Source organism: Dysgonomonas termitidis (assembly GCF_054657735.1).
The window spans coordinates 1,570,848-1,589,215 of the sequence record NZ_BAAHYD010000003.1 but is presented as its reverse complement, the minus strand read 5'-3'; the positions used below and the strand labels follow the sequence as shown (position 1 = coordinate 1,589,215).

The window sequence follows — 18,368 nt, the reverse complement described above, 5'->3', positions numbered from 1 at the left end:
TTATGCCACAAATCTCCGTCATAGTCCCCTGCTATAATCAGGCACAATATTTACCGGAAGCATTACAATCCGTATTAGATCAGTCTTTTCCCGATTGGGAATGCATAATAGTAAATGATGGCTCACCAGATAATACCGAAGCTGTCGCTCATGAATGGTGTGATAAAGACTGCCGGTTTAAATATTTGAAAAAAGAAAATGGAGGATTAAGTTCTGCCAGAAATGCAGGAATAAATATGGCTGAAGGAGAATGGATACTCCCCCTCGATGCAGACGACAAAATTGGTAAAGAATATATATCATTAGCTCTTGACGCTATAAAATACAGTCCTGATATTGGAATTATATATGCAGATGCGTTCTTATTTGGAGAAAAGGAAGGCAAATGGAATCTACCAGAGTATAATTATAGAGATATTTTGAAGTCAAATATGATATACTGTTCTGCATTTTATAAAAAAGAAGATTGGACTATAATCGGAGGTTATGATATCAATTTGATTCATGGTTGGGAAGACTGGGAATTCTGGATACATTTACTTAGTACAACACAAAAAGAAGTCCTGAAACTTCCGTATATCGGGTTCTATTACAGAATAAAAGAAAATTCAATGATAGAGTTCCTCAAAAAAGATAATAATAAACGACAAAAAATCAATGTGTATGTACAAAAAAAGCATTTAGATATTTATATAAAGGAATTTGGTACATATCAAGAGGTACTAAGTGTAAATGATTGGTTAATATCATGCAATAATGCCTTATCACATAAGGTTTATCGATACGAAAATTTTATGCCTATCAAGATTCTAAAAGTATTGCATTCTTCGTTCAAACGCATATTTGATAAAAAATGGTTTCAATAATCCTCCCCAACTACAATCATGCGCCTTTCTTAAAGCAACGCATTGACAGTATTTTGAATCAAACTTTTCAAGACTTCGAACTGATAATACTGGATGATTGTTCAACAGATAATAGCCGGGATATAATCGAAGTATACAGGAAAAATCCGCATATAAGTCATATTATTTATAATGAAACCAATTCCGGTTCTCCATTCAAACAATGGCGTAAAGGTATTGATTTGGCAAAAGGAGAATATATCTGGATTGCTGAAAGTGATGATTGGTGTGAATCAACACTCGTTGAAACACTAATACCGCCCTTAGATGCTGACGAGCAAATTACTTTTGGATTTGTTCAATCCTATTATATAGTTGAAAACGAGATTAAATGGATTTCGAAAGAAGATTATTTAGAGAATTCGGTTGAAGGGCGAATGTTTATAAAAAGCCATTTATTGTATAGAAATGCAGTATTTAACGCCAGTATGGCGATCTTTAAAAAAAAGTATTTTGATGCAATAAACAACCATATTTATACGAATTACAAGTTTTGCGGTGACTGGCTGTTTTGGGGATTAATGGCAGCACAGGGAAAAGTTTTCATCAGTGGTAAGATTTTGAATTTCTTCAGAAAACATGTTGCCGATGTAAGTGGCGGAGCCTACTCCTCTGGTCTTAATTATTTGGAGGAATTTGATGTTTTACAATCCTTTTATGAGAATGGATATATCGAAAAGAGTGAATTAAAAAATGCATTACATGCGAAATATGATAATTTTACATTAAAAAGAGTGAATTTGCCAAGCGACAAAATTGCCGAAATAGATCAGAAATTTAGCAACTATATTGATATCCGGCATGTAAAAAATAATAAATTCGTGTGTTTAAAAATAAAAAATGTTTTATACTCATGCAAAAACAAGATAATAAGGGCATTTCGATAATTATTTGTTGCTATAACAGTACGGCCAGACTGCCAGAGACTATCCGACACATTGCTTTGCAAGAAGTAGATGATAATATTTCGTGGGAATTGATAATCATAAATAATGCCTCAACAGATAATTTGGAAACTGTAGCTTATTCCGAATGGGAAAAATACAAAAATACAAAGGCGGGTTTTTCCATTGTTGAGGAAGTGCAACAAGGGCAAACATATGCAAGAAGAAAAGGCGTTTCTATGGCTCAATATGAATATGTCCTGTTCTGCGACGACGATAACTGGCTGCACCACGATTACTTGCAAAATGCTTTTCGTATCATGGAGACCAATCCTCAAATAGGGGCATTAGGCGGACAAGGAGAAGCAGTTAGTGATGTTAATTTCCCTGATTGGTTTGAAGATTTTAGTGACGGATATGCTGTAGGAAAGCAAGACAAAGATAGTGGCGATATTTCGCAAAAAGGATATCTATGGGGAGCAGGAATGGTAACTCGATTAAGTTTATTAATCAAAATATTTGATGTGACATATCCGATGTTATTGAGTGGCAGAAGTGAGGAGAAATTGACCTCAGGTGATGATTCGGAAATATCCCAACGTATATTGTTAATGGGATACCATCTATTCTACAGCCAGGAATTACGTTTTAAGCATTTCATTCCCCATAACAGACTGACATGGAAATATAAAAAGAAGCTGTTTGAAGGATTTACGTATTCAGGGACTTACGTATTAAACAATTATATGATAGCCAATCAGTATCTACATGTTTCAAAGACTAAACTTTTGAGTAGTATATTTAAGTTAAGTGTGAAAAATATCTTGTGGATAGTTCTTTCCAGAAACAGAAAAGCTATTGAATCACAGTTGTCTTGGGAAAAAGCATTTTTCTTTGGTAATGCCAAATTTCTTACAGATGCAAATTCTCGTGCTATATTTCAATTTTATTTGAAATATGGTCGTGAAAACTTTGCAATAAAATGAAACTATCCATCATAACAATCAACTTCAATAATGCTGCCGGATTGCAAAAGACAATCGAAAGCATTGTATGTCAAAGAAACGCCGGCTTTGAATATATTGTTATTGATGGTAGTTCTACCGACAGCAGTGTAGATATTATAAAAAAGCAGGCAGACCGGATAACATATTGGGTCAGCGAACCCGATACAGGAATTTATAATGCCATGAATAAAGGAATACGGAAAGCCACAGGGGAATATCTCTTATTTGTAAATAGCGGCGATACAATCATGGGAAATACTGATTTGAGTTCTATAATAGAGAAGCTCGCATCTGGAGAGGATATAATCTATTACAACCTCGAAATCGCCGAAACAAACGGCAACGCCTATATTAAAACCTATCCGGACAATCCGGATTTCAAATATTTTGCTGAAGATACTTTACCCCATACAGCCTCTTTTATCAAAAGAAAGAGACTGATCGATTATGGCTATTATTCTGAAGAAAAAAAGATAGCGTCCGATTGGGCCTTCTTTATCGATGCCATTTGTTCGCTCAACTGTAAGTATAAACATATAAATCAGTGTTTTTCCACATTTTATATAGACGGGATTAGTTCCGACTTTCAAAACAGGAAACTCCTGGAAAAAGAACGGGACATGCATATAGCCCTGACTTATCCCTTATACAATACCATCTACAAAGACTGGATGGAAAAAAAGCAGGAACTATATAAACTAAAAAAGTCAGTCAGTGTTCAATTTCTTAAAAAGATAGGATTATTAAAATGGCTGAAACTATAAATACGATACACAATCCGCTTATTTCGGTGATAGTCCCTTGTTATAACCAGGCACAATATCTATCCGAAGCCCTGCAATCTCTGATCGGCCAGACATACCCGCATTGGGAATGTATTATTATTGATGACGGATCTCCGGACAATACAGAGGACGTTGCAAATGAGTGGCTCAGGAAAGATCAGCGATTCATCTATTTCCGGAAGAAAAATGGCGGAGTGTCTGATACCCGCAACTTTGGCATAGCTCACTCCACAGGAGAATTCATCATTCCTTTGGATGCTGATGATAAGATAGGTCCCCATTACTTTTCTAGGGCGATGGAAGTGTTCTCCGCGATGCCTGAGACCAAGTTGGTATATAGTAATACTCTTTTGTTCGGAAATATAGAAAAGGAGCTAATAAAACCAGCATTCTCTTTTCCCCAAATGCTGAAAGAGAACCAGATACATAATTCAGCAATATTCAGAAAGAGTGCTTTCCAGGAGACAGATGGTTACAACATAAACATGGTTGAAGGGCTGGAAGATTGGGATTTTTATCTATCATTGATAAAACCGGAGGACAAAGTTGTGAAGCTAGATGATTTCCACTACCTATACCGAATCAAGGACATTTCTCGTTCCACATTGATAGATAGTATAAAAAATGAAAAACTATTACTTCAAATCTTCAGGAATCACCTACCTTTGTATCTTGAATATTTCAATCCGATAAGAGACCATATTGAAGCAACCTACTATAAATGGGAAGCCAATTTATATAAGAACTCGATAGAATATAAGATAGGAGACTTTTTTTTATCTCCCGTCAAATACATAAGGAAAGTATTCCGAAGGATTTTTTCCGGGGAAAAGGACTAATACAAACTAAGGTTACAGACCTGTTTATTACTTTGATATATATAACCACAACAGGTAGTTATGTTATAAGAATGCATCATTAAACACGTTATTTTACCTATAATGAAGATAAACGTCATACTCATAACATATAATCAGGCTGCATATATGCCTCAGACGCTCGAAAGCATACTGATGCAGGAGACTGTGCATGATGTGGAGATCATTGTGGCTGACGATTGTTCTTCCGACAACACGGTAGATATCATAAAAGAATACGAAAATAAAACCGGGTTCAAATTCACATACCTTCAAAAACCCCATAATGTAGGCTATAATAAAAATTACCGGCAAGCCTTTGCCGCCTGTACGGGTGATTATGTCGCTATCATGGAAGGAGATGATTATTGGCTGAAACCAGATCACATACAAAATCATATAGACCATCTCGATGCTCACGCAGAATCTTCGATGAGTTACAACAGGCATTTACGACTGTTTATAGATCAAGATAGAGAAGAAATATTCGACTGGACAGGTAACAATGATTACGAGCTTATTACAATCGAACAACTCGCCCTGGGAAATAAGATAGGTAACCTGTCATGCTGTGTTTTCAGAGGTAAATATGTGCGAAATCTTGATCCCAAGCTGTTCGATATGGAGATTGCCGACTGGATGCTGGGTATGTATATGGGACAATTCGGGCCTTTACTCTACCTTAAAGATGTTACTTCCGCTTACCGCATACACGACAACGGACAATGGTCGAAAATGGATAATAAAACACAGTATCTGCGAATCATAGAATTTATAAACGAATACGACAGATACTTCAATTATAAATATACAGAGGCTTTTACAAAACATAAACGAAGGCTGGAAATACTACTCTATGGAGACAAATCGCTACGTGGACGTATAAAAAGTATTACCCCGGAATTTATCCGAAAAATAATTCGTAAATTATGAGTTATAAATTATAAATTGAGTAACTTGTTTATTTGTAACCTGTCCGCCAAGACTTGTAACTCGTAACTCGTAACTCGTAACTGTAAAATTATGAGCAAACAAATATTTGTAACACAACCGGCTCTGCCGCCATTGGATGAATTCATCCCTTATCTGCAACAGATATGGGACAATAAGATATTGACTAATAACGGGCCTTTTCACCAACAATTCGAACAGGAACTGGCCGATTACCTCGGGGTGAAATATATCTCGGTATTTTCTAACGGTACACTGGCACTCATTACGGCATTACAGGCTCTGCGTATAACGGGAGAAGTAATAACCACGCCATTCAGCTTTGTAGCAACCACCCATTCCCTCTGGTGGAATAATATCAAGCCTGTATTTGTGGACATCGACGATAAATATTACAATATAGACCCGGCAAAGATAGAAGCAGCCATAACCCCGCAAACTACAGCGATCATGCCTGTGCATGTATATGGCAATCCTTGCAATGTAGAGGAAATACAACGTATTGCCGATATATACGGTCTGCGGGTAATCTATGATGCGGCCCATGCTTTTTCTGTAAAAAAAGACGGGCAATCGGTGATGAACTGGGGCGACCTTTCAATACTGAGTTTCCATGCCACAAAAGTATATAACACAATTGAAGGCGGTGCGATCGTTTGCCAGGATGAAAAGACCAAGCAACGTATCGACTTACTCAAGAACTTTGGATTCCGTAACGAAACCACCGTCATCGAACCGGGCATCAATGCGAAGATGAATGAACTGCAGGCCGCTTATGGTTCCCTCCAGCTCAAATACGTAGACGGCTATATAGCCAAACGCCTGGAACTGGCAAAACTATATGATAGTCTGTTGAAAGATATTCCCGGAGTATCTTACATGGAAGTTGCCAAAGGTGTACAACACACCTACCCGTATTATCCTGTGCGGATCAATACGGCAGAATATGGTATGAGCCGTGATGACCTCTATTTCAAATTACAGGAATATGATATTTTCGGACGACGGTACTTCTATCCGCTTATCAGTGATTTCCCTACATACAAAGGGTTACCATCCGCAAGCGTAGGAAATCTTCCGGTAGCCGGACAGGTTTCGAAAGAAATTGTGTGCCTTCCGATATATGCCAACCTGGAATTTGATGAAGTACGAAAAATCTGTGATTTAATAAAACAATTTGCAACCAGATAAAATACTGAGTGCACACCGTTGTAACTCGTAACTTGTAACTAAATGATGAAACTGGGAATAATGCAGCCGTATTTTCTGCCGTATATCGGATATTTCCAATTATTGAATGCTGTCGACAAATATGTAATTTACGATAATATCCAATATACTAAGAAAGGCTGGATTAACAGAAACAGAATTCTGCAAAACGGCAAAGATTTGATGATTACTATTCCGCTGGAAAAAGATTCGGATTATCTGGATGTCAAAGATCGATGTTTATCAGTTGGTTTCGATAAAAAGAAATTATTAAATCAAATAAGAGAATCTTACCGGAAAGCTCCTTATTTTGAATCGGTAATGTCTTTAATCGAGAGAATCGTCAATTACAACGATACCAATCTGTTTCACTATATAGATAATTCTGTTCGGGAAATATGCAGATATTTGGGAATTAATACAGAGATAATTATATCCTCCTCTCTCAACATTGATCATTCACTAAAAGGACAGGATAAAGTGATTGCAATCTGTAAGAAGTTGAAAGCTACGGATTATTATAATGCAACCGGGGGGCAGGAATTGTATTCTCCCGAAGAATTTAAGAAAGAAAATATAAACCTGCATTTTATTTCTTCCAATCCGATTGAATACAAGCAATTTGCAAATGAATTTGTACCTTGGCTTTCCGTATTGGATGTAATGATGTTCAATTCTTTAGAGGATATACCTGCAATATTAGATAATTATAAATTAATATAATCCAACTTATATATGGAAAGGAGTAAAGGTGAAATCATTGTACCGGAAGAACTCGTTAAACTTCTTAATGATAATAATGAAGAAAAGGAGTTCTTTGAGAGTCTTACAGATGGATATAAACGGGGATATTGTGATTGGGTAGGCGGAGCCAAACAACAGGCAACACGGGAAGTAAGAGCCGGAAAGGCTTTAATTATGTTGAAAAACAAACAGAAAACGCTCAAAACATAACTGTATCGGATGAAAGAAATAGGCGGATACTTCGAACTTCAGCTCCGTAAAGGTGAGCATTATCACAAAGGAGCGGTGCAGCTGAATACTGCCCGTAATTGCCTCGAATATATTTTGAAAGCAAAGAAGTATAAAAAGATATATATTCCATATCTCAATTCGGAGGTAATATGGGAGCCTATAAAGAAATTAGGCCTCGAATCTGAATTCTACTCTGTTGATTTCAATATAGATCCGGTTTTCGGAAAGGAACTGGCTGATGATGAAGTATTCCTTTATTCAGACATATATGGGATCAAATGCAATACTGTCGAAAAACTGGTCCGGAAGTTCGGCAAACAACTCATTGTGGATAATACCCATGCATTCTATTCCAGGCCATACGAAGGGATAGATACAATCTACTCTCCACGCAAGTTTTTCGGACTGCCCGACGGCGCGTACCTTTATACAGATACGTTACTGGATGAAGTATTCGAGCAGGATATGGCCATTCCGCATATGACGCACCTGATGAAGCGTATCGAATATGGGAATGCAGGCGCAGCCTATCAGGATTATCTGGACTATTGCGCCAGCCTTATCAATCAGCCGGTAAAGAGGATGTCTAATCTGGCAAATGCCTTGCTGGCGAATATAGATTACGAAAATCTGAAACAAAGGCAGATAAGCAACTTTAAGTACCTGCATTCTGTCTTAGGTAAAGATAATATATATAAGTTCGACAACTTCCCCGAAGATACCTGTCCACTCAGCTATATGTTCTATTCGGAAGATCCGGACCTGAGAAAAAAGCTGATAGATAATAAGATCTTTGTTTCGACATACTGGAAAGCGACACTGGACTTGGTAGAGAAAGATTCGGCCGAATACAGGATTGTAAATTATCTTTTACCTTTACCTTGTGATCATCGGTACGATGAGGAGGATATGAGAAGAATCGTAAAAGTGATTCGTTCTTAAAAAAGGATTACAGGACAAGAGCCCAGATGAGTATTAGCAGTACAATCAAAGCTGCCGCAAATGCAGCAGTGACCAGAGCTGTAAATTGCAGATTTTTTGACCTTGTATCTTTGTCTTTCTTTCTCATTCCCAAATATGCTAAAAAAATAATGATATAAAAGAAGCAATAAGACTGTAATCTAACATTCCTTTAGTAAATAATTCTGTAAAAAATGGACAGTAAAAAAGATATATTGGTCTCCGTTTCCATGATTACCTACAATCATGAGAAGTTTATAGCTGAAGCTATTGAAGGAATAGTGATGCAAAAAACAACCTTTCCCTTCGAACTGGTTATCGGCGAAGATTGCAGCACAGATAACACACGGGCCATATGCATTGAATATCAGAAGAAATACCCCGACATTATCCGCCTTAGGTTAGCCGAAACCAATCAGGGCATGATGCTTAACTGGATAAACAATATAAACTCCGGACAAGGCAAATACATTGCTCTTTGCGATGGTGACGACTACTGGACCGATCCATATAAACTACAGAAGCAGGTAGACTTTATGGAAGCCAATCCCGGTTTCACCTTGTGTTCGCATAAGACCTATACACTGCTGTGCGGCGTCCTGGACGAAAATATAGAAATGGAGCGGGATGTATTGACAACGGAAGATCTCATCAGCAAGGATTGGGGATTGCTCACCGCCTCTATCCTTTTCCGCAAAGACGCACATAAAGCTCCCGATTGGTATTACACCGTAAAGAACGGTGACTATGCCCTGCAACTCATTGTATCCCTGTCGGGCAAAATCAAGTTCCTGCCTGAATATATGGCAGTGTACCGGCAGCATCTGGGCGGGATGTCATCCACATTGAAACCCTTAAACCAAACCGCATGGATGGTATATTTATTGCATGAATTCGATAAATACACCTGTCATATGTATAAAAAGACTGTCAAAGATCGCATAAAAAGGATATACCGTATACAGATATACTATGCCAGGGGCTACAGCCTGAGAAAAGCCGCTGCTGTTCTCACTTTGTTTCAGAAATTATCCTTTATCAATCCGTTCCTTATAGAATCGCAACGTAAATAAATATGAAACTGTCCATTATAACCATAAACCTGAATGACAAAGCTGGTCTGCAAAAGACTATCGACAGTGTTGTTTCACAAACATTTACCGACTATGAGTTTATCATCATCGACGGCAAGTCCACTGACGGCAGTATAGACCTTATCCGCAAATATGAAGATAAGATATCATACTGGGTAAGTGAAAAGGACAGCGGCATATACAACGCTCAAAACAAAGGCATAAAGCAAGCCGAAGGCGAATATCTGTACTTTCTGAACTCCGGCGATGCCTTATATGAAAAAGACACACTGGAAAAAGTCTTTTCCGGTGACCCGCACGACCCTTTCATCTGCGGCAGCTTCTATATGGAGCAAAAAGGCAAACTGGAAGCAGACGCCTCATACAAAGAACGTGACTGGCATATGGCCATCTACGAACTGTTTTCCGGATTCCTTTGCCATCAGGCATTCTTTATCCATCGCAGCAATTTCGAAAAATATGGACTGTACGACGAAAGCCTGCGGGTAGTCGCCGACTGGAAACTATTCTTTCAGGGAATAGGGATCGACCAGCTACCGGTAAAATATGTAGACACATTTATCGTCATCTACAATATGGAAGGATTCAGTACCCGGATTGGCGGCAGTGTCATATATCCTGAAAAACTGAAAGTCTGCCGTGAATTCCTCAACGAAAATGCAGTCAGGAAACTGGAACGGCTCTATTACCTCGAACAAAACGGCTTTGTCACCGATATAATGAAGTCTAAGCGTTGGATATACAACGGGTTCCGTGCATTCTGCAAAATCGGGCGTATCTTCGGTTTCATAAAGGGCTAATCCACCACATTCACTTCGCTTTCGGGTATATTTGCTGAACGTATGCGCCATTCCTGCGGATAAAGGTTATTGGCACGGTTCCCTATATTTTTTACAAATCCGAATGGCATATCCTTATATGTCAAAAGAATATAGCCTTTCGGCATATCCTGTAATATCAGGGCTTCCTTTCTCAGATAGCTTACCGCGGTTTTCCAATCCGCGTCGTAAGTATCGAAAGCTTCTATATTCAGATTATTACTCAAAGCCAATGATTGCGCGGGGATAAAATCCTTTCCTTTAAACTCTCCCAAACAGATACCTTCCGATACAATATTCAAACCGGAATTTAAGATACAGACATCATTATACAGTTCTTCCTTAAAGGCATACCAGGAATCCCCCTTCGGATAAAACACAAATTGCTCCTTATCCAAAATATAATCTTTATACCGGTCAGGCAATTCCACCCTGTTCTTTTTCTCATTCCTTTTCCTTCTGAAGTCGGTACGGACACCCTCTTCCCGCTGCTTCCGCAATAAAGCGAAGAAGAAACCTTCCCCCGCCGTCTTATGAGGAAAAAAACGGCAGGCAGGGATACCCTCCGCAAAAGACGGGCTTATCCCCCACTCTTCCGGTATATCCACCGGCAATACTTCTGCTCCTAATTCATCGCGTATCCACTCTACATTTTCTTCATTCTCTTCCGGGTTATAGGTACATGTACTGTATAATAATAACCCGTCAGGTTTTAATGCAGGCCATATATCCGCTAAAATCCGCTGCTGGCGTTCTTTGCATAAGTTTACATTATCAACAGACCATTCGGATATTGCTCCCTCATCTTTCCGGAACATACCCTCACCCGAACAGGGGGCATCGACAAGTATAATATCGAAGAAACCTTTCAGCTTGCCTATATGGGCGGGGTCATTATTTATTACCACAACATTCGGATTACCCCATTTAGTCATATTTTCAGCCAGGATATTTGCCCGTGAACGGATTACTTCGTTCGATACCAGCAAACTATCCCCACTTAATAAATCGGCTATCAGAGTAGATTTGCCACCGGGAGCCGCGCACAAGTCCAAAACTCTTGCATCTCCCTCAACATACTGACTCAACGCCTGCCCTACAAACATAGAAGACGCTTCCTGCACATAATAACATCCCGCATGAAACAACGGATCGAACGTAAATTGCGGCCGTTTGCCGAGATAGTAACCTGTATCACACCAGGGGACTTTAGCTCCGGACATTTTTTTCCGTTTCTTTTTATTCAAACGGATACTTGTTGGCGAATCACTGCTTAATGCTGCGACAAACTCGTCCCATTCTTCTCTCAAGAGCGGTTTGGTCCGTATTATAAAATCATCAGGTAAATTCATTTTTTCAGTTATTGGTTCCCCGGCCCACAAAGAGGGAACATCAGATATTACTTATAACCTCCCTGCAGCCTCCCCCTGAGAAGATATCAGTCAACAGTTAGCAGTCATCAACTTGAATTCCCGTATCTTGTATCTCGTATCTTGTCTACTCGTAACTTGTAACTGCCCGAAGGGCGAAGTAACTTGTAACTATTTCAAAAAGGTAACAAAGGTAACACTTTTTCCACTTTTTTTCACCTGTTACATCTTTCATTTTCTACGTTTCTTTTTCCTTTTATTCTGTTGACTCACAGTCTTCCGGTTATTATTAGCGGTTAGTTTCCGCTTTATTTCCTGACGGGCTGCGAACGCCTTGTCCATTCGCTCAAAATATTCATTCATTTCTGCTTCATCGATCTCGCCAGTACCTTCATCGTCATTCTCTGCTGTGGCCTGTTCCATATCATCTTCCACATGTGGCGCCTCCGCTGTGATACACACAGGATCAATCTCCGGCTCCTCCGGCATATAAAGGGATTCGGGCTCAATCTCCGTCATATATTCTTTCCCAGCTTTCTCCATCTCTTGGTGAGTCCGGGAGGAGCTTTTCTTATCCTGCCTGTCCAACAGCAATTTTATGGTACGCAGATCGGGCAGGCAGTTCTTCCGTTTTATCGTTTTCGATTGCAACGATACTCCTTCGGGATTACGGGCATCAGGCAGGTAAATTTCTTTTTCTTCAACCATAATATAGCCGTCGAGCCGTTTTTTCAGGGACGAATACAACATCTGACGAGTTCTTTCCTCCCGCTGATCCTCAGCTTTTGCTATTTCCCGCGCCAGTTCGGGCTTCGTGTCTTTCCAACTGTAAAATGTTTTACGGCTGATACCCATTACCCTGCATATTTCAGCCACCGAACAAAAATCATCCTCTATCAGGGATACGATTTTTTCTACTGATTCTTCACTATACTTTGCCATAAGGTTTTTATGGTATAGATAAATGACTTTGGATTTTATAATGATTCGAAATATAAAATCGTTCTGTTTTTCTAACGCGCCGGCCGGCTTGAACCGGATGATAAAAGTTTTTGCAAAGAACGCTTATATGATTAAAAAATAGAACATTTAAATTTACGTATACTTCAATTCTATAAATTTAATTCCGGATTGAATAAGCAAAACAATTCACTATCAGTAATATTTTTCCTATTTTTGCCTCTGATTTCAATTTATATATAATGATAAAGAAAACGATATCTGATGACAGGGGCATATTTATTGTTCTGTTCATATACGCTTTCCTTCTTGTCTTTTTCTGCTCGCTGATGTCGCCATTGTATCCGTTCAATGACTGGTCGGATATAAACCTCTATTTCAATATAGGTAAAGCGATGTTTCACGGACAAACACTATATACTGATATATTCGATCACAAAGGTCCGCTTATCTTTGTCATCTATGGTATCGGCTCCCTTTTTTCGGAAGACTCTTTTATAGGCATGTACTTCATCGAATCCCTTGCATGGGTGGGCATGACATTTACCGCCTACCTTATAGGAAAATTATACCTCGATAAAATATATGCCTTCATTACCGCGCTCTTTTTCCCTGTCCTGATGCTTTCGCATTCATCGGAAGGAGGTTCGGCCGAAGAATTTATCACGTTATTTATCGTCATTAGTCTCTACCTGTTCATCAGATACTTTAAGAATAAAGACGCTGCTCTGCACAAACCCTCACATATGCTTGTACATGGCATTATGTGCGCCATTGTGCTATTTATAAAGCTCAATCTGGTCGTCTTCTGGTTCTTTCCCCTGCTGGCCGTATTTACCAATATACTGCTGAAAAAAGAATATAAGAACCTGCTCCGGAATATAGCTGCATTCCTGGCCGGGGTACTGATTGTAACCTTGCCTATCGTTATCTATTTCCTGATAAACGGAGCGCTCTCCTATGCCTGGGATACTTATATTACACTGAACAGGACATATGCGCAGCTCGGCGATTTCGCCCGCATCATGGAGAACCTGATTATACGCTTCTACCAACGCCTGAAATATGATAACTACGAATTTGCAATCATACTCATCGGTGCGCTGTACTTCCCTGTCAGGTATATAGGAAATATATGGGGTAAGATGGGACTGATACTATCATTTGTATCATTGTACACAGTCATATTCATGCCCGCCAATTATGTTTTCTACTATTCCATACCCTATTACGTTTTCTGTATAACAGGCATAATCGCTATCCTCGATATACTGCGCAAGTACATTAAGATACCTGCCCTATGGTATTCCTACCTGCTTTTTGCTCTCGTAGCTCTTGCATGCGGAATCATGACCAAAGGCTTTTTCGGCAAGCCAAAAGAAGTCATTTTCAGACAACAGGAAGAAGACAACGGCGTTTTCCATAAGTTCTACGGCATAATATCGGAAGAAAAGAACCCTACTCTCATGTGCATGGGACTTGATGCCACAACAGGTATCTTTACCAAAGCCAATATAATGCCGACCGTAAAATACTTTATCTCGCCCAATCTGCCTTACAATATTTACCCCGAAATGAGGGACGAACAGACAGGATACATAGAAGAAAAGAAAGTACAGTTCATCATATTGTCGGGAGCTTCGTTCAACTACGATTACTATATGTCTTTGCCTGCCCTTCTGGAAAATTACATGCTTGTAAGTACCTTTGAAGAGAACGGAAAGTCTACTTACTTCCTATACAAACGAAAAGACTAAACCGCACAGACAAATGATAAAGAAACAAATACAAGAAGAGAAGAAAAGTTTCGTCATACTTATTTTGTATGCCATCATTCTCCTGTTCTTCTGCTCAAAGATGTCCCCCCTTTATCCTATCAACGAATGGGCAGATGTAAACCTATACTTCAATATAGGAAAGGCAATATTTCACGGGCAAGTGCCTTATGTGGATGTATTCGACCACAAAGGCCCGCTTATCTTCTTTATCTACGGAATCGGATATTTGCTCTCAAACACCTCTTTTCTGGGAATGTACTTTATTCAGTGCCTGCTGTGGATATTGATGGTATCCGCCGCCTACCTCACAGCAAAACTGTATCTCGATAAAATATATGCCCTTTTTGCAGCTATGCTCCTCCCGGCTCTGATGCTCTCACATACATTGAACGGAGGATCGGCCGATGAGTTCATTACCGTATTTGAAGTCATAAGCCTTTATCTCTTTATCCTTTACTTCAAAGATAGATCAGCGGCAGATCATAAGCCCGTCCACATGCTTATACACGGCCTGCTATGCTCAATGACACTCTTTATCAAGATCAACCTGATTGCATTCTGGGCTTTCCCTATACTATTCATATTCATCAACATAATACTGCAAAAGAAATATCGTAACCTGTTGGAAAACGCCGTGGCGTTTCTGCTCGGGCTCTCCGGCATCGCCTTGCCTATTCTTCTTTACTTCATCTTCAACAACGCTTTGCAAGATGCATGGAGTACCTATATTGTCCTGAATAAGAGTTACTCGAATCCCGGCAGCATAGGCGAAATATTAGAAAGGTTATTCTCTTACCTTTACCAACAGATACGATATGGCAACTTCGAGTTTCTAATTATTCTCATCGGAGCTATATGGTTTCCGTTGAAATATATTAAAACCCGTCTAGGTAAAGTATCTGTCACATTGTCCTTCGCAGCCACATATACAGTCATTTTCATTTCGTCCTATTATATCGACTATTACTCTGTTCCCCTGTACCCCTTCGTACTATTGGGATCTATCGTTATTTGCCGCTATATAAAAGTTCCTGCTCCATCGTGGAAGTATTACGCTCTTTTCATTATCCTTGCCCTGTACATGGGTATTCAGCAGCGAAAATTCTTCGGTATGGATTTTAGCGAGCTTTCCGGTAAAAAAGAATACAGCTTCGATATGTCCAGGTTTTCACAAATAGTGAAACAGGAAAAGAGCCCGACATTGATGAATCTGGGCCTCGATCTTGGCAACTCTGTCTTTACACAGGCCAATGTTATCCCGAACGTCAAATATTTCATATCCCCTAACCTCGAATACGACATATATCCTGTGATGCGGGATGAACAAACTAAATATATAGAGCAACAAAAGGTACAGTTTATCATTCTTGCCGAAATCGCCCTCAATTATTCTTACTTCGATCAGCTTTCTGCCCTGCACGAAAACTACGAAGTAGTATCTACCATCGGCAATACAGGCGACAAATATTACCTCTATAAACTAAAATAACAAGAAGCATGCAACCATCCTTATATCTTATCCCCGTTACATTGGGAGAAACCAGCATAGAACAAGTATTGCCACCCCATAATAAGGAAATAATACTGCAAATAAAATATTTCATTGTTGAAAATATCCGTTCGGCACGCCGTTTCTTAAAGAAGGTAGATAGCAATATCAATATAGACGAACTCACATTCTATGAACTGAATAAGCATACTAAACCCGGGCATATAGATAATTACCTGCAACCGATAACCAATGGCTTTCATATCGGCATCATATCCGAAGCCGGTTGTCCAGCCGTAGCCGATCCGGGGAGTGATATTGTCGCCATCGCCCAGCGAAAAGGCTATAAAGTGGTGCCATTGGTAGGCCCGTCATCTATCCTTCTGTCACTGATGGCGTCGGGCTTCAACGGCCAGAGCTTTGCTTTTCAGGGATATCTGCCCGTAGATGGTGCGGAACGCATCAAGAAAATCAAACAACTGGAACACTTTATTCAATACGACCATCAAACCCAAATATTCATAGAGACTCCTTACCGTAATCAAAAGCTGGCAGAGGACATTATCAAACACTGCGCGCCTTCGACAAAGCTTTGCATAGCAATGAATATTACCTGTGAAGGCGAGTATATAAAAACATTGCCCGTAAAGGAGTGGACTAAACAACTGCCGGATATGGCCAGACAACTTTGCATTTTTCTTTTATATAAGTAATCCAATACAGTTAACGGTAAAACGCCATCCGGGCCGGCCACCCAACAACTTCGACAGTCCATCACCAACCATCCATTCAAAAAAAGGTAACAATGGTGACAATTTTCTCACTTTTCGCACGTGTTACTTTACCACCTGTTCCGAACACCTCTTCCACCTTTTCAAAAAAAAGGAATAAGCCTGCACAATTATTTCACTATATAGATAAAAAAAATTCAAAAAAACACAATAATCATTTTGACCGGCAAAAAAAGATAAAATATATCCAACAGACACAAATACCACTGTTTCACAAACAATATAACACACAAAATGACCATCGGAAACTTTTTTTTCAAATTTGCACGCATTAAATTTGCGCATTAAAATATTTTGACATACTTTTGCCAATATAAATATCAAAAAGGATACTCCAATACCATTTTTCTAATCAAAAAGAGAATAAAAAGACATTTTTAACATCTTTAAATATTTTTGATTATGAAAATTTCAACTTTAAAGAAAAAAGTTTGTTTGGTCATCATTCTATCCAGTTTATTATCAACAGTCCAAATCAAAGCCCAATCGGGAATTGAAGTCGATTTTGGGGCAGACTTGGTCAGTTCTTATGCATGGAGGGGATTTAAACAGGCCGGCGCAAGTGTACAACCCGGAATCAGTGCCAGTGTAGCCGAATTCAGCCTAAGTGCATGGGGCTCTACAGACCTGGCCGGTGAAGGGAAAAAGGAAGTTGACTTCACCGCTGCTTATGAGAAAAGCGGATTTAAAGTAGCGGTTACCGACTACTGGTGGGACGGGGAAAGTGCCAACCGCTATTTCAGCAGTCCTAACGAAGGATTTGCCGGACATTATCTGGAAGCTACATTAGGATATACATTACCTGAAGCATTCCCGCTGAGCCTCACATGGAATACATTCTTACTGGGAAAAGGTAATAAAAAAGAAAATGGAGACAATTCCTACTCTACTTATATAGAATTAGCCTACCCGTTTTCGGTGAAAGGTGTAGATATGGGCATTTCCGCCGGGTTCACCCCTTGGGAAAGTTCTGTATATCCAACTTCCGGATTTAAGTTTACATCCATAGCATTAAGTGCAGCCAAAAGCATCAAGATTAACGATTCATTCTCTTTACCCGTATTTGCTAATATAATAGCTAATCCGGCTGTAGAAGACATCCATTTCGTATTCGGAATCTCCATCAAGTAAATAAAAACACTCTATAATTATTATTTAATATGAAAAAAATCGAAGCTATTATCCGCAAATCAAAATTCAATGAGGTTCGAGCCGCCCTGCACGAAGCAGACATAGACTTTCTGTCGTGGTGGGATGTAAAAGGGCAGGGCAGTGCCCGCCAAGGGTTAATATTCAGAGGAATAGCATATGATGTAAATGCTATAGACCGCATATATATTTCGTTTGTAGTGAGAAATATCAATGTGGAAAAATCAATAGATGCAATTTTAAAAGCGGCATATACGGGAGAAAGCGGTGACGGGCGAATTTTCGTTTCCAGTATCGAACAGTCGATACGCATACGTACAGGCGACCACGGCGACGAGTCGTTGTACGATAAAGATGAAGATAAATAAAGATTTGGTTATAAGAAT

The 18,368-nt window shown here is 39.3% G+C and carries 19 protein-coding genes; 17 read left to right on the top strand and 2 right to left on the bottom strand.

Annotated elements, in window-relative coordinates:
- Nucleotides 1-2 precede the first annotated feature (2 nt).
- From ACYQ3L_RS27350 to ACYQ3L_RS27295, 12 genes are all read left to right on the top strand, one after another.
- Nucleotides 3-866: a glycosyltransferase family 2 protein gene (locus ACYQ3L_RS27350; protein WP_379994454.1), complete on the top strand. Its 864-nt coding sequence runs from the start codon at nucleotides 3-5 to the stop codon at nucleotides 864-866.
- Entirely contained in the window at nucleotides 854-1,792 is a 939-nt protein-coding gene (locus ACYQ3L_RS27345) for a glycosyltransferase family 2 protein (RefSeq protein WP_379994453.1), read from the top strand. The genes ACYQ3L_RS27350 and ACYQ3L_RS27345 overlap by 13 nt, the downstream gene beginning before the upstream one ends.
- On the top strand, nucleotides 1,759-2,775 hold the full coding sequence (locus ACYQ3L_RS27340; protein WP_379994452.1) for a glycosyltransferase: 1,017 nt from the start codon (nucleotides 1,759-1,761) through the stop codon (nucleotides 2,773-2,775). The genes ACYQ3L_RS27345 and ACYQ3L_RS27340 overlap by 34 nt, the downstream gene beginning before the upstream one ends.
- A complete protein-coding gene (locus ACYQ3L_RS27335) occupies nucleotides 2,772-3,560 on the top strand; it encodes a glycosyltransferase family 2 protein (protein WP_379994450.1) in 789 nt (262 codons plus the stop codon). The genes ACYQ3L_RS27340 and ACYQ3L_RS27335 overlap by 4 nt, the downstream gene beginning before the upstream one ends.
- Nucleotides 3,545-4,420, top strand: coding sequence for a glycosyltransferase family 2 protein (locus ACYQ3L_RS27330; RefSeq protein ID WP_379994449.1), 876 nt, complete (start codon nucleotides 3,545-3,547; stop codon nucleotides 4,418-4,420). Before ACYQ3L_RS27335 ends, ACYQ3L_RS27330 begins: the two co-directional genes overlap by 16 nt.
- A 102-nt stretch (nucleotides 4,421-4,522) precedes the next feature.
- On the top strand, nucleotides 4,523-5,371 hold the full coding sequence (locus ACYQ3L_RS27325) for a glycosyltransferase (RefSeq protein WP_379994448.1): 849 nt from the start codon (nucleotides 4,523-4,525) through the stop codon (nucleotides 5,369-5,371).
- 90 nt (nucleotides 5,372-5,461) lie between these two features.
- Nucleotides 5,462-6,580 carry a DegT/DnrJ/EryC1/StrS family aminotransferase gene (locus ACYQ3L_RS27320; RefSeq protein WP_379994447.1) on the top strand — a complete coding sequence of 373 codons (1,119 nt, stop codon included), beginning with the start codon at nucleotides 5,462-5,464 and terminating at the stop codon, nucleotides 6,578-6,580.
- A 42-nt stretch (nucleotides 6,581-6,622) separates the two neighbouring features.
- Nucleotides 6,623-7,321: a WbqC family protein gene (locus ACYQ3L_RS27315; RefSeq protein ID WP_379994446.1), complete on the top strand. Its 699-nt coding sequence runs from the start codon at nucleotides 6,623-6,625 to the stop codon at nucleotides 7,319-7,321.
- Nucleotides 7,322-7,333: 12 nt separating this feature from the next.
- Nucleotides 7,334-7,552: a YdeI/OmpD-associated family protein gene (locus ACYQ3L_RS27310; protein WP_379994445.1), complete on the top strand. Its 219-nt coding sequence runs from the start codon at nucleotides 7,334-7,336 to the stop codon at nucleotides 7,550-7,552.
- Between the two features lie 9 nt (nucleotides 7,553-7,561).
- On the top strand, nucleotides 7,562-8,515 hold the full coding sequence (locus ACYQ3L_RS27305; RefSeq protein ID WP_379994444.1) for a hypothetical protein: 954 nt from the start codon (nucleotides 7,562-7,564) through the stop codon (nucleotides 8,513-8,515).
- A 212-nt stretch (nucleotides 8,516-8,727) separates the two neighbouring features.
- Complete coding sequence (locus ACYQ3L_RS27300; RefSeq protein ID WP_379994443.1) at nucleotides 8,728-9,606, top strand: glycosyltransferase; 879 nt, start codon at nucleotides 8,728-8,730, stop codon at nucleotides 9,604-9,606.
- A gap of 2 nt (nucleotides 9,607-9,608) precedes the next feature.
- Nucleotides 9,609-10,427: a glycosyltransferase family 2 protein gene (locus ACYQ3L_RS27295; protein WP_379994441.1), complete on the top strand. Its 819-nt coding sequence runs from the start codon at nucleotides 9,609-9,611 to the stop codon at nucleotides 10,425-10,427.
- Here the strand turns inward: ACYQ3L_RS27295 and ACYQ3L_RS27290 are convergent.
- Complete coding sequence (locus ACYQ3L_RS27290) at nucleotides 10,424-11,797, bottom strand: methyltransferase RsmF C-terminal domain-like protein (protein ID WP_379994440.1); 1,374 nt, start codon at nucleotides 11,795-11,797, stop codon at nucleotides 10,424-10,426. The genes ACYQ3L_RS27295 and ACYQ3L_RS27290 overlap by 4 nt on opposite strands.
- Before the next feature lie 249 nt (nucleotides 11,798-12,046).
- Nucleotides 12,047-12,757, bottom strand: a complete 711-nt coding sequence (locus tag ACYQ3L_RS27285) for a transposase (protein WP_379994439.1) — start codon at nucleotides 12,755-12,757, stop codon at nucleotides 12,047-12,049.
- Nucleotides 12,758-13,017: 260 nt separating this feature from the next.
- On the opposite strand from ACYQ3L_RS27285, the gene ACYQ3L_RS27280 reads away from it, so the two are divergent.
- The 5 genes from ACYQ3L_RS27280 (at nucleotide 13,018) to ACYQ3L_RS27260 (ending at nucleotide 18,350) form a co-directional block, all read left to right on the top strand.
- Nucleotides 13,018-14,532: an ArnT family glycosyltransferase gene (locus tag ACYQ3L_RS27280; RefSeq protein WP_379994438.1), complete on the top strand. Its 1,515-nt coding sequence runs from the start codon at nucleotides 13,018-13,020 to the stop codon at nucleotides 14,530-14,532.
- A 13-nt stretch (nucleotides 14,533-14,545) separates the two neighbouring features.
- Nucleotides 14,546-16,042, top strand: a complete 1,497-nt coding sequence (locus ACYQ3L_RS27275; RefSeq protein WP_379994437.1) for a phospholipid carrier-dependent glycosyltransferase — start codon at nucleotides 14,546-14,548, stop codon at nucleotides 16,040-16,042.
- Between the two features lie 8 nt (nucleotides 16,043-16,050).
- Entirely contained in the window at nucleotides 16,051-16,755 is a 705-nt protein-coding gene (locus ACYQ3L_RS27270; protein ID WP_379994436.1) for an SAM-dependent methyltransferase, read from the top strand.
- A gap of 480 nt (nucleotides 16,756-17,235) precedes the next feature.
- Nucleotides 17,236-17,964: a TorF family putative porin gene (locus ACYQ3L_RS27265; protein ID WP_379994435.1), complete on the top strand. Its 729-nt coding sequence runs from the start codon at nucleotides 17,236-17,238 to the stop codon at nucleotides 17,962-17,964.
- Nucleotides 17,965-17,993: 29 nt separating this feature from the next.
- A complete protein-coding gene (locus ACYQ3L_RS27260) occupies nucleotides 17,994-18,350 on the top strand; it encodes a P-II family nitrogen regulator (protein ID WP_291112705.1) in 357 nt (118 codons plus the stop codon).
- Nucleotides 18,351-18,368: the final 18 nt, after the last annotated feature.

Excerpts from the sequence above, each read along its gene's own strand:
- ACYQ3L_RS27325 (WP_379994448.1), top strand. The coding sequence starts at position 4,523 with ATGAAGATAAACGTCATACTCATAACATATAATCAGGCTGCATATATG.
- ACYQ3L_RS27260 (WP_291112705.1), top strand. The coding sequence starts at position 17,994 with ATGAAAAAAATCGAAGCTATTATCCGCAAATCAAAATTCAATGAGGTT.
- ACYQ3L_RS27285 (WP_379994439.1), bottom strand. The coding sequence starts at position 12,757 with ATGGCAAAGTATAGTGAAGAATCAGTAGAAAAAATCGTATCCCTGATA.
- ACYQ3L_RS27265 (WP_379994435.1), top strand. The coding sequence starts at position 17,236 with ATGAAAATTTCAACTTTAAAGAAAAAAGTTTGTTTGGTCATCATTCTA.
- ACYQ3L_RS27295 (WP_379994441.1), top strand. The coding sequence starts at position 9,609 with ATGAAACTGTCCATTATAACCATAAACCTGAATGACAAAGCTGGTCTG.
- ACYQ3L_RS27280 (WP_379994438.1), top strand. The coding sequence starts at position 13,018 with ATGATAAAGAAAACGATATCTGATGACAGGGGCATATTTATTGTTCTG.
- ACYQ3L_RS27345 (WP_379994453.1), top strand. The coding sequence starts at position 854 with ATGGTTTCAATAATCCTCCCCAACTACAATCATGCGCCTTTCTTAAAG.
- ACYQ3L_RS27330 (WP_379994449.1), top strand. The coding sequence starts at position 3,545 with ATGGCTGAAACTATAAATACGATACACAATCCGCTTATTTCGGTGATA.
- ACYQ3L_RS27335 (WP_379994450.1), top strand. The coding sequence starts at position 2,772 with ATGAAACTATCCATCATAACAATCAACTTCAATAATGCTGCCGGATTG.
- ACYQ3L_RS27290 (WP_379994440.1), bottom strand. The coding sequence starts at position 11,797 with ATGAATTTACCTGATGATTTTATAATACGGACCAAACCGCTCTTGAGA.
- ACYQ3L_RS27300 (WP_379994443.1), top strand. The coding sequence starts at position 8,728 with ATGGACAGTAAAAAAGATATATTGGTCTCCGTTTCCATGATTACCTAC.
- ACYQ3L_RS27305 (WP_379994444.1), top strand. The coding sequence starts at position 7,562 with ATGAAAGAAATAGGCGGATACTTCGAACTTCAGCTCCGTAAAGGTGAG.
- ACYQ3L_RS27340 (WP_379994452.1), top strand. The coding sequence starts at position 1,759 with ATGCAAAAACAAGATAATAAGGGCATTTCGATAATTATTTGTTGCTAT.
- ACYQ3L_RS27350 (WP_379994454.1), top strand. The coding sequence starts at position 3 with ATGCCACAAATCTCCGTCATAGTCCCCTGCTATAATCAGGCACAATAT.
- ACYQ3L_RS27310 (WP_379994445.1), top strand. The coding sequence starts at position 7,334 with ATGGAAAGGAGTAAAGGTGAAATCATTGTACCGGAAGAACTCGTTAAA.
- ACYQ3L_RS27270 (WP_379994436.1), top strand. The coding sequence starts at position 16,051 with ATGCAACCATCCTTATATCTTATCCCCGTTACATTGGGAGAAACCAGC.
- ACYQ3L_RS27320 (WP_379994447.1), top strand. The coding sequence starts at position 5,462 with ATGAGCAAACAAATATTTGTAACACAACCGGCTCTGCCGCCATTGGAT.
- ACYQ3L_RS27275 (WP_379994437.1), top strand. The coding sequence starts at position 14,546 with ATGATAAAGAAACAAATACAAGAAGAGAAGAAAAGTTTCGTCATACTT.
- ACYQ3L_RS27315 (WP_379994446.1), top strand. The coding sequence starts at position 6,623 with ATGATGAAACTGGGAATAATGCAGCCGTATTTTCTGCCGTATATCGGA.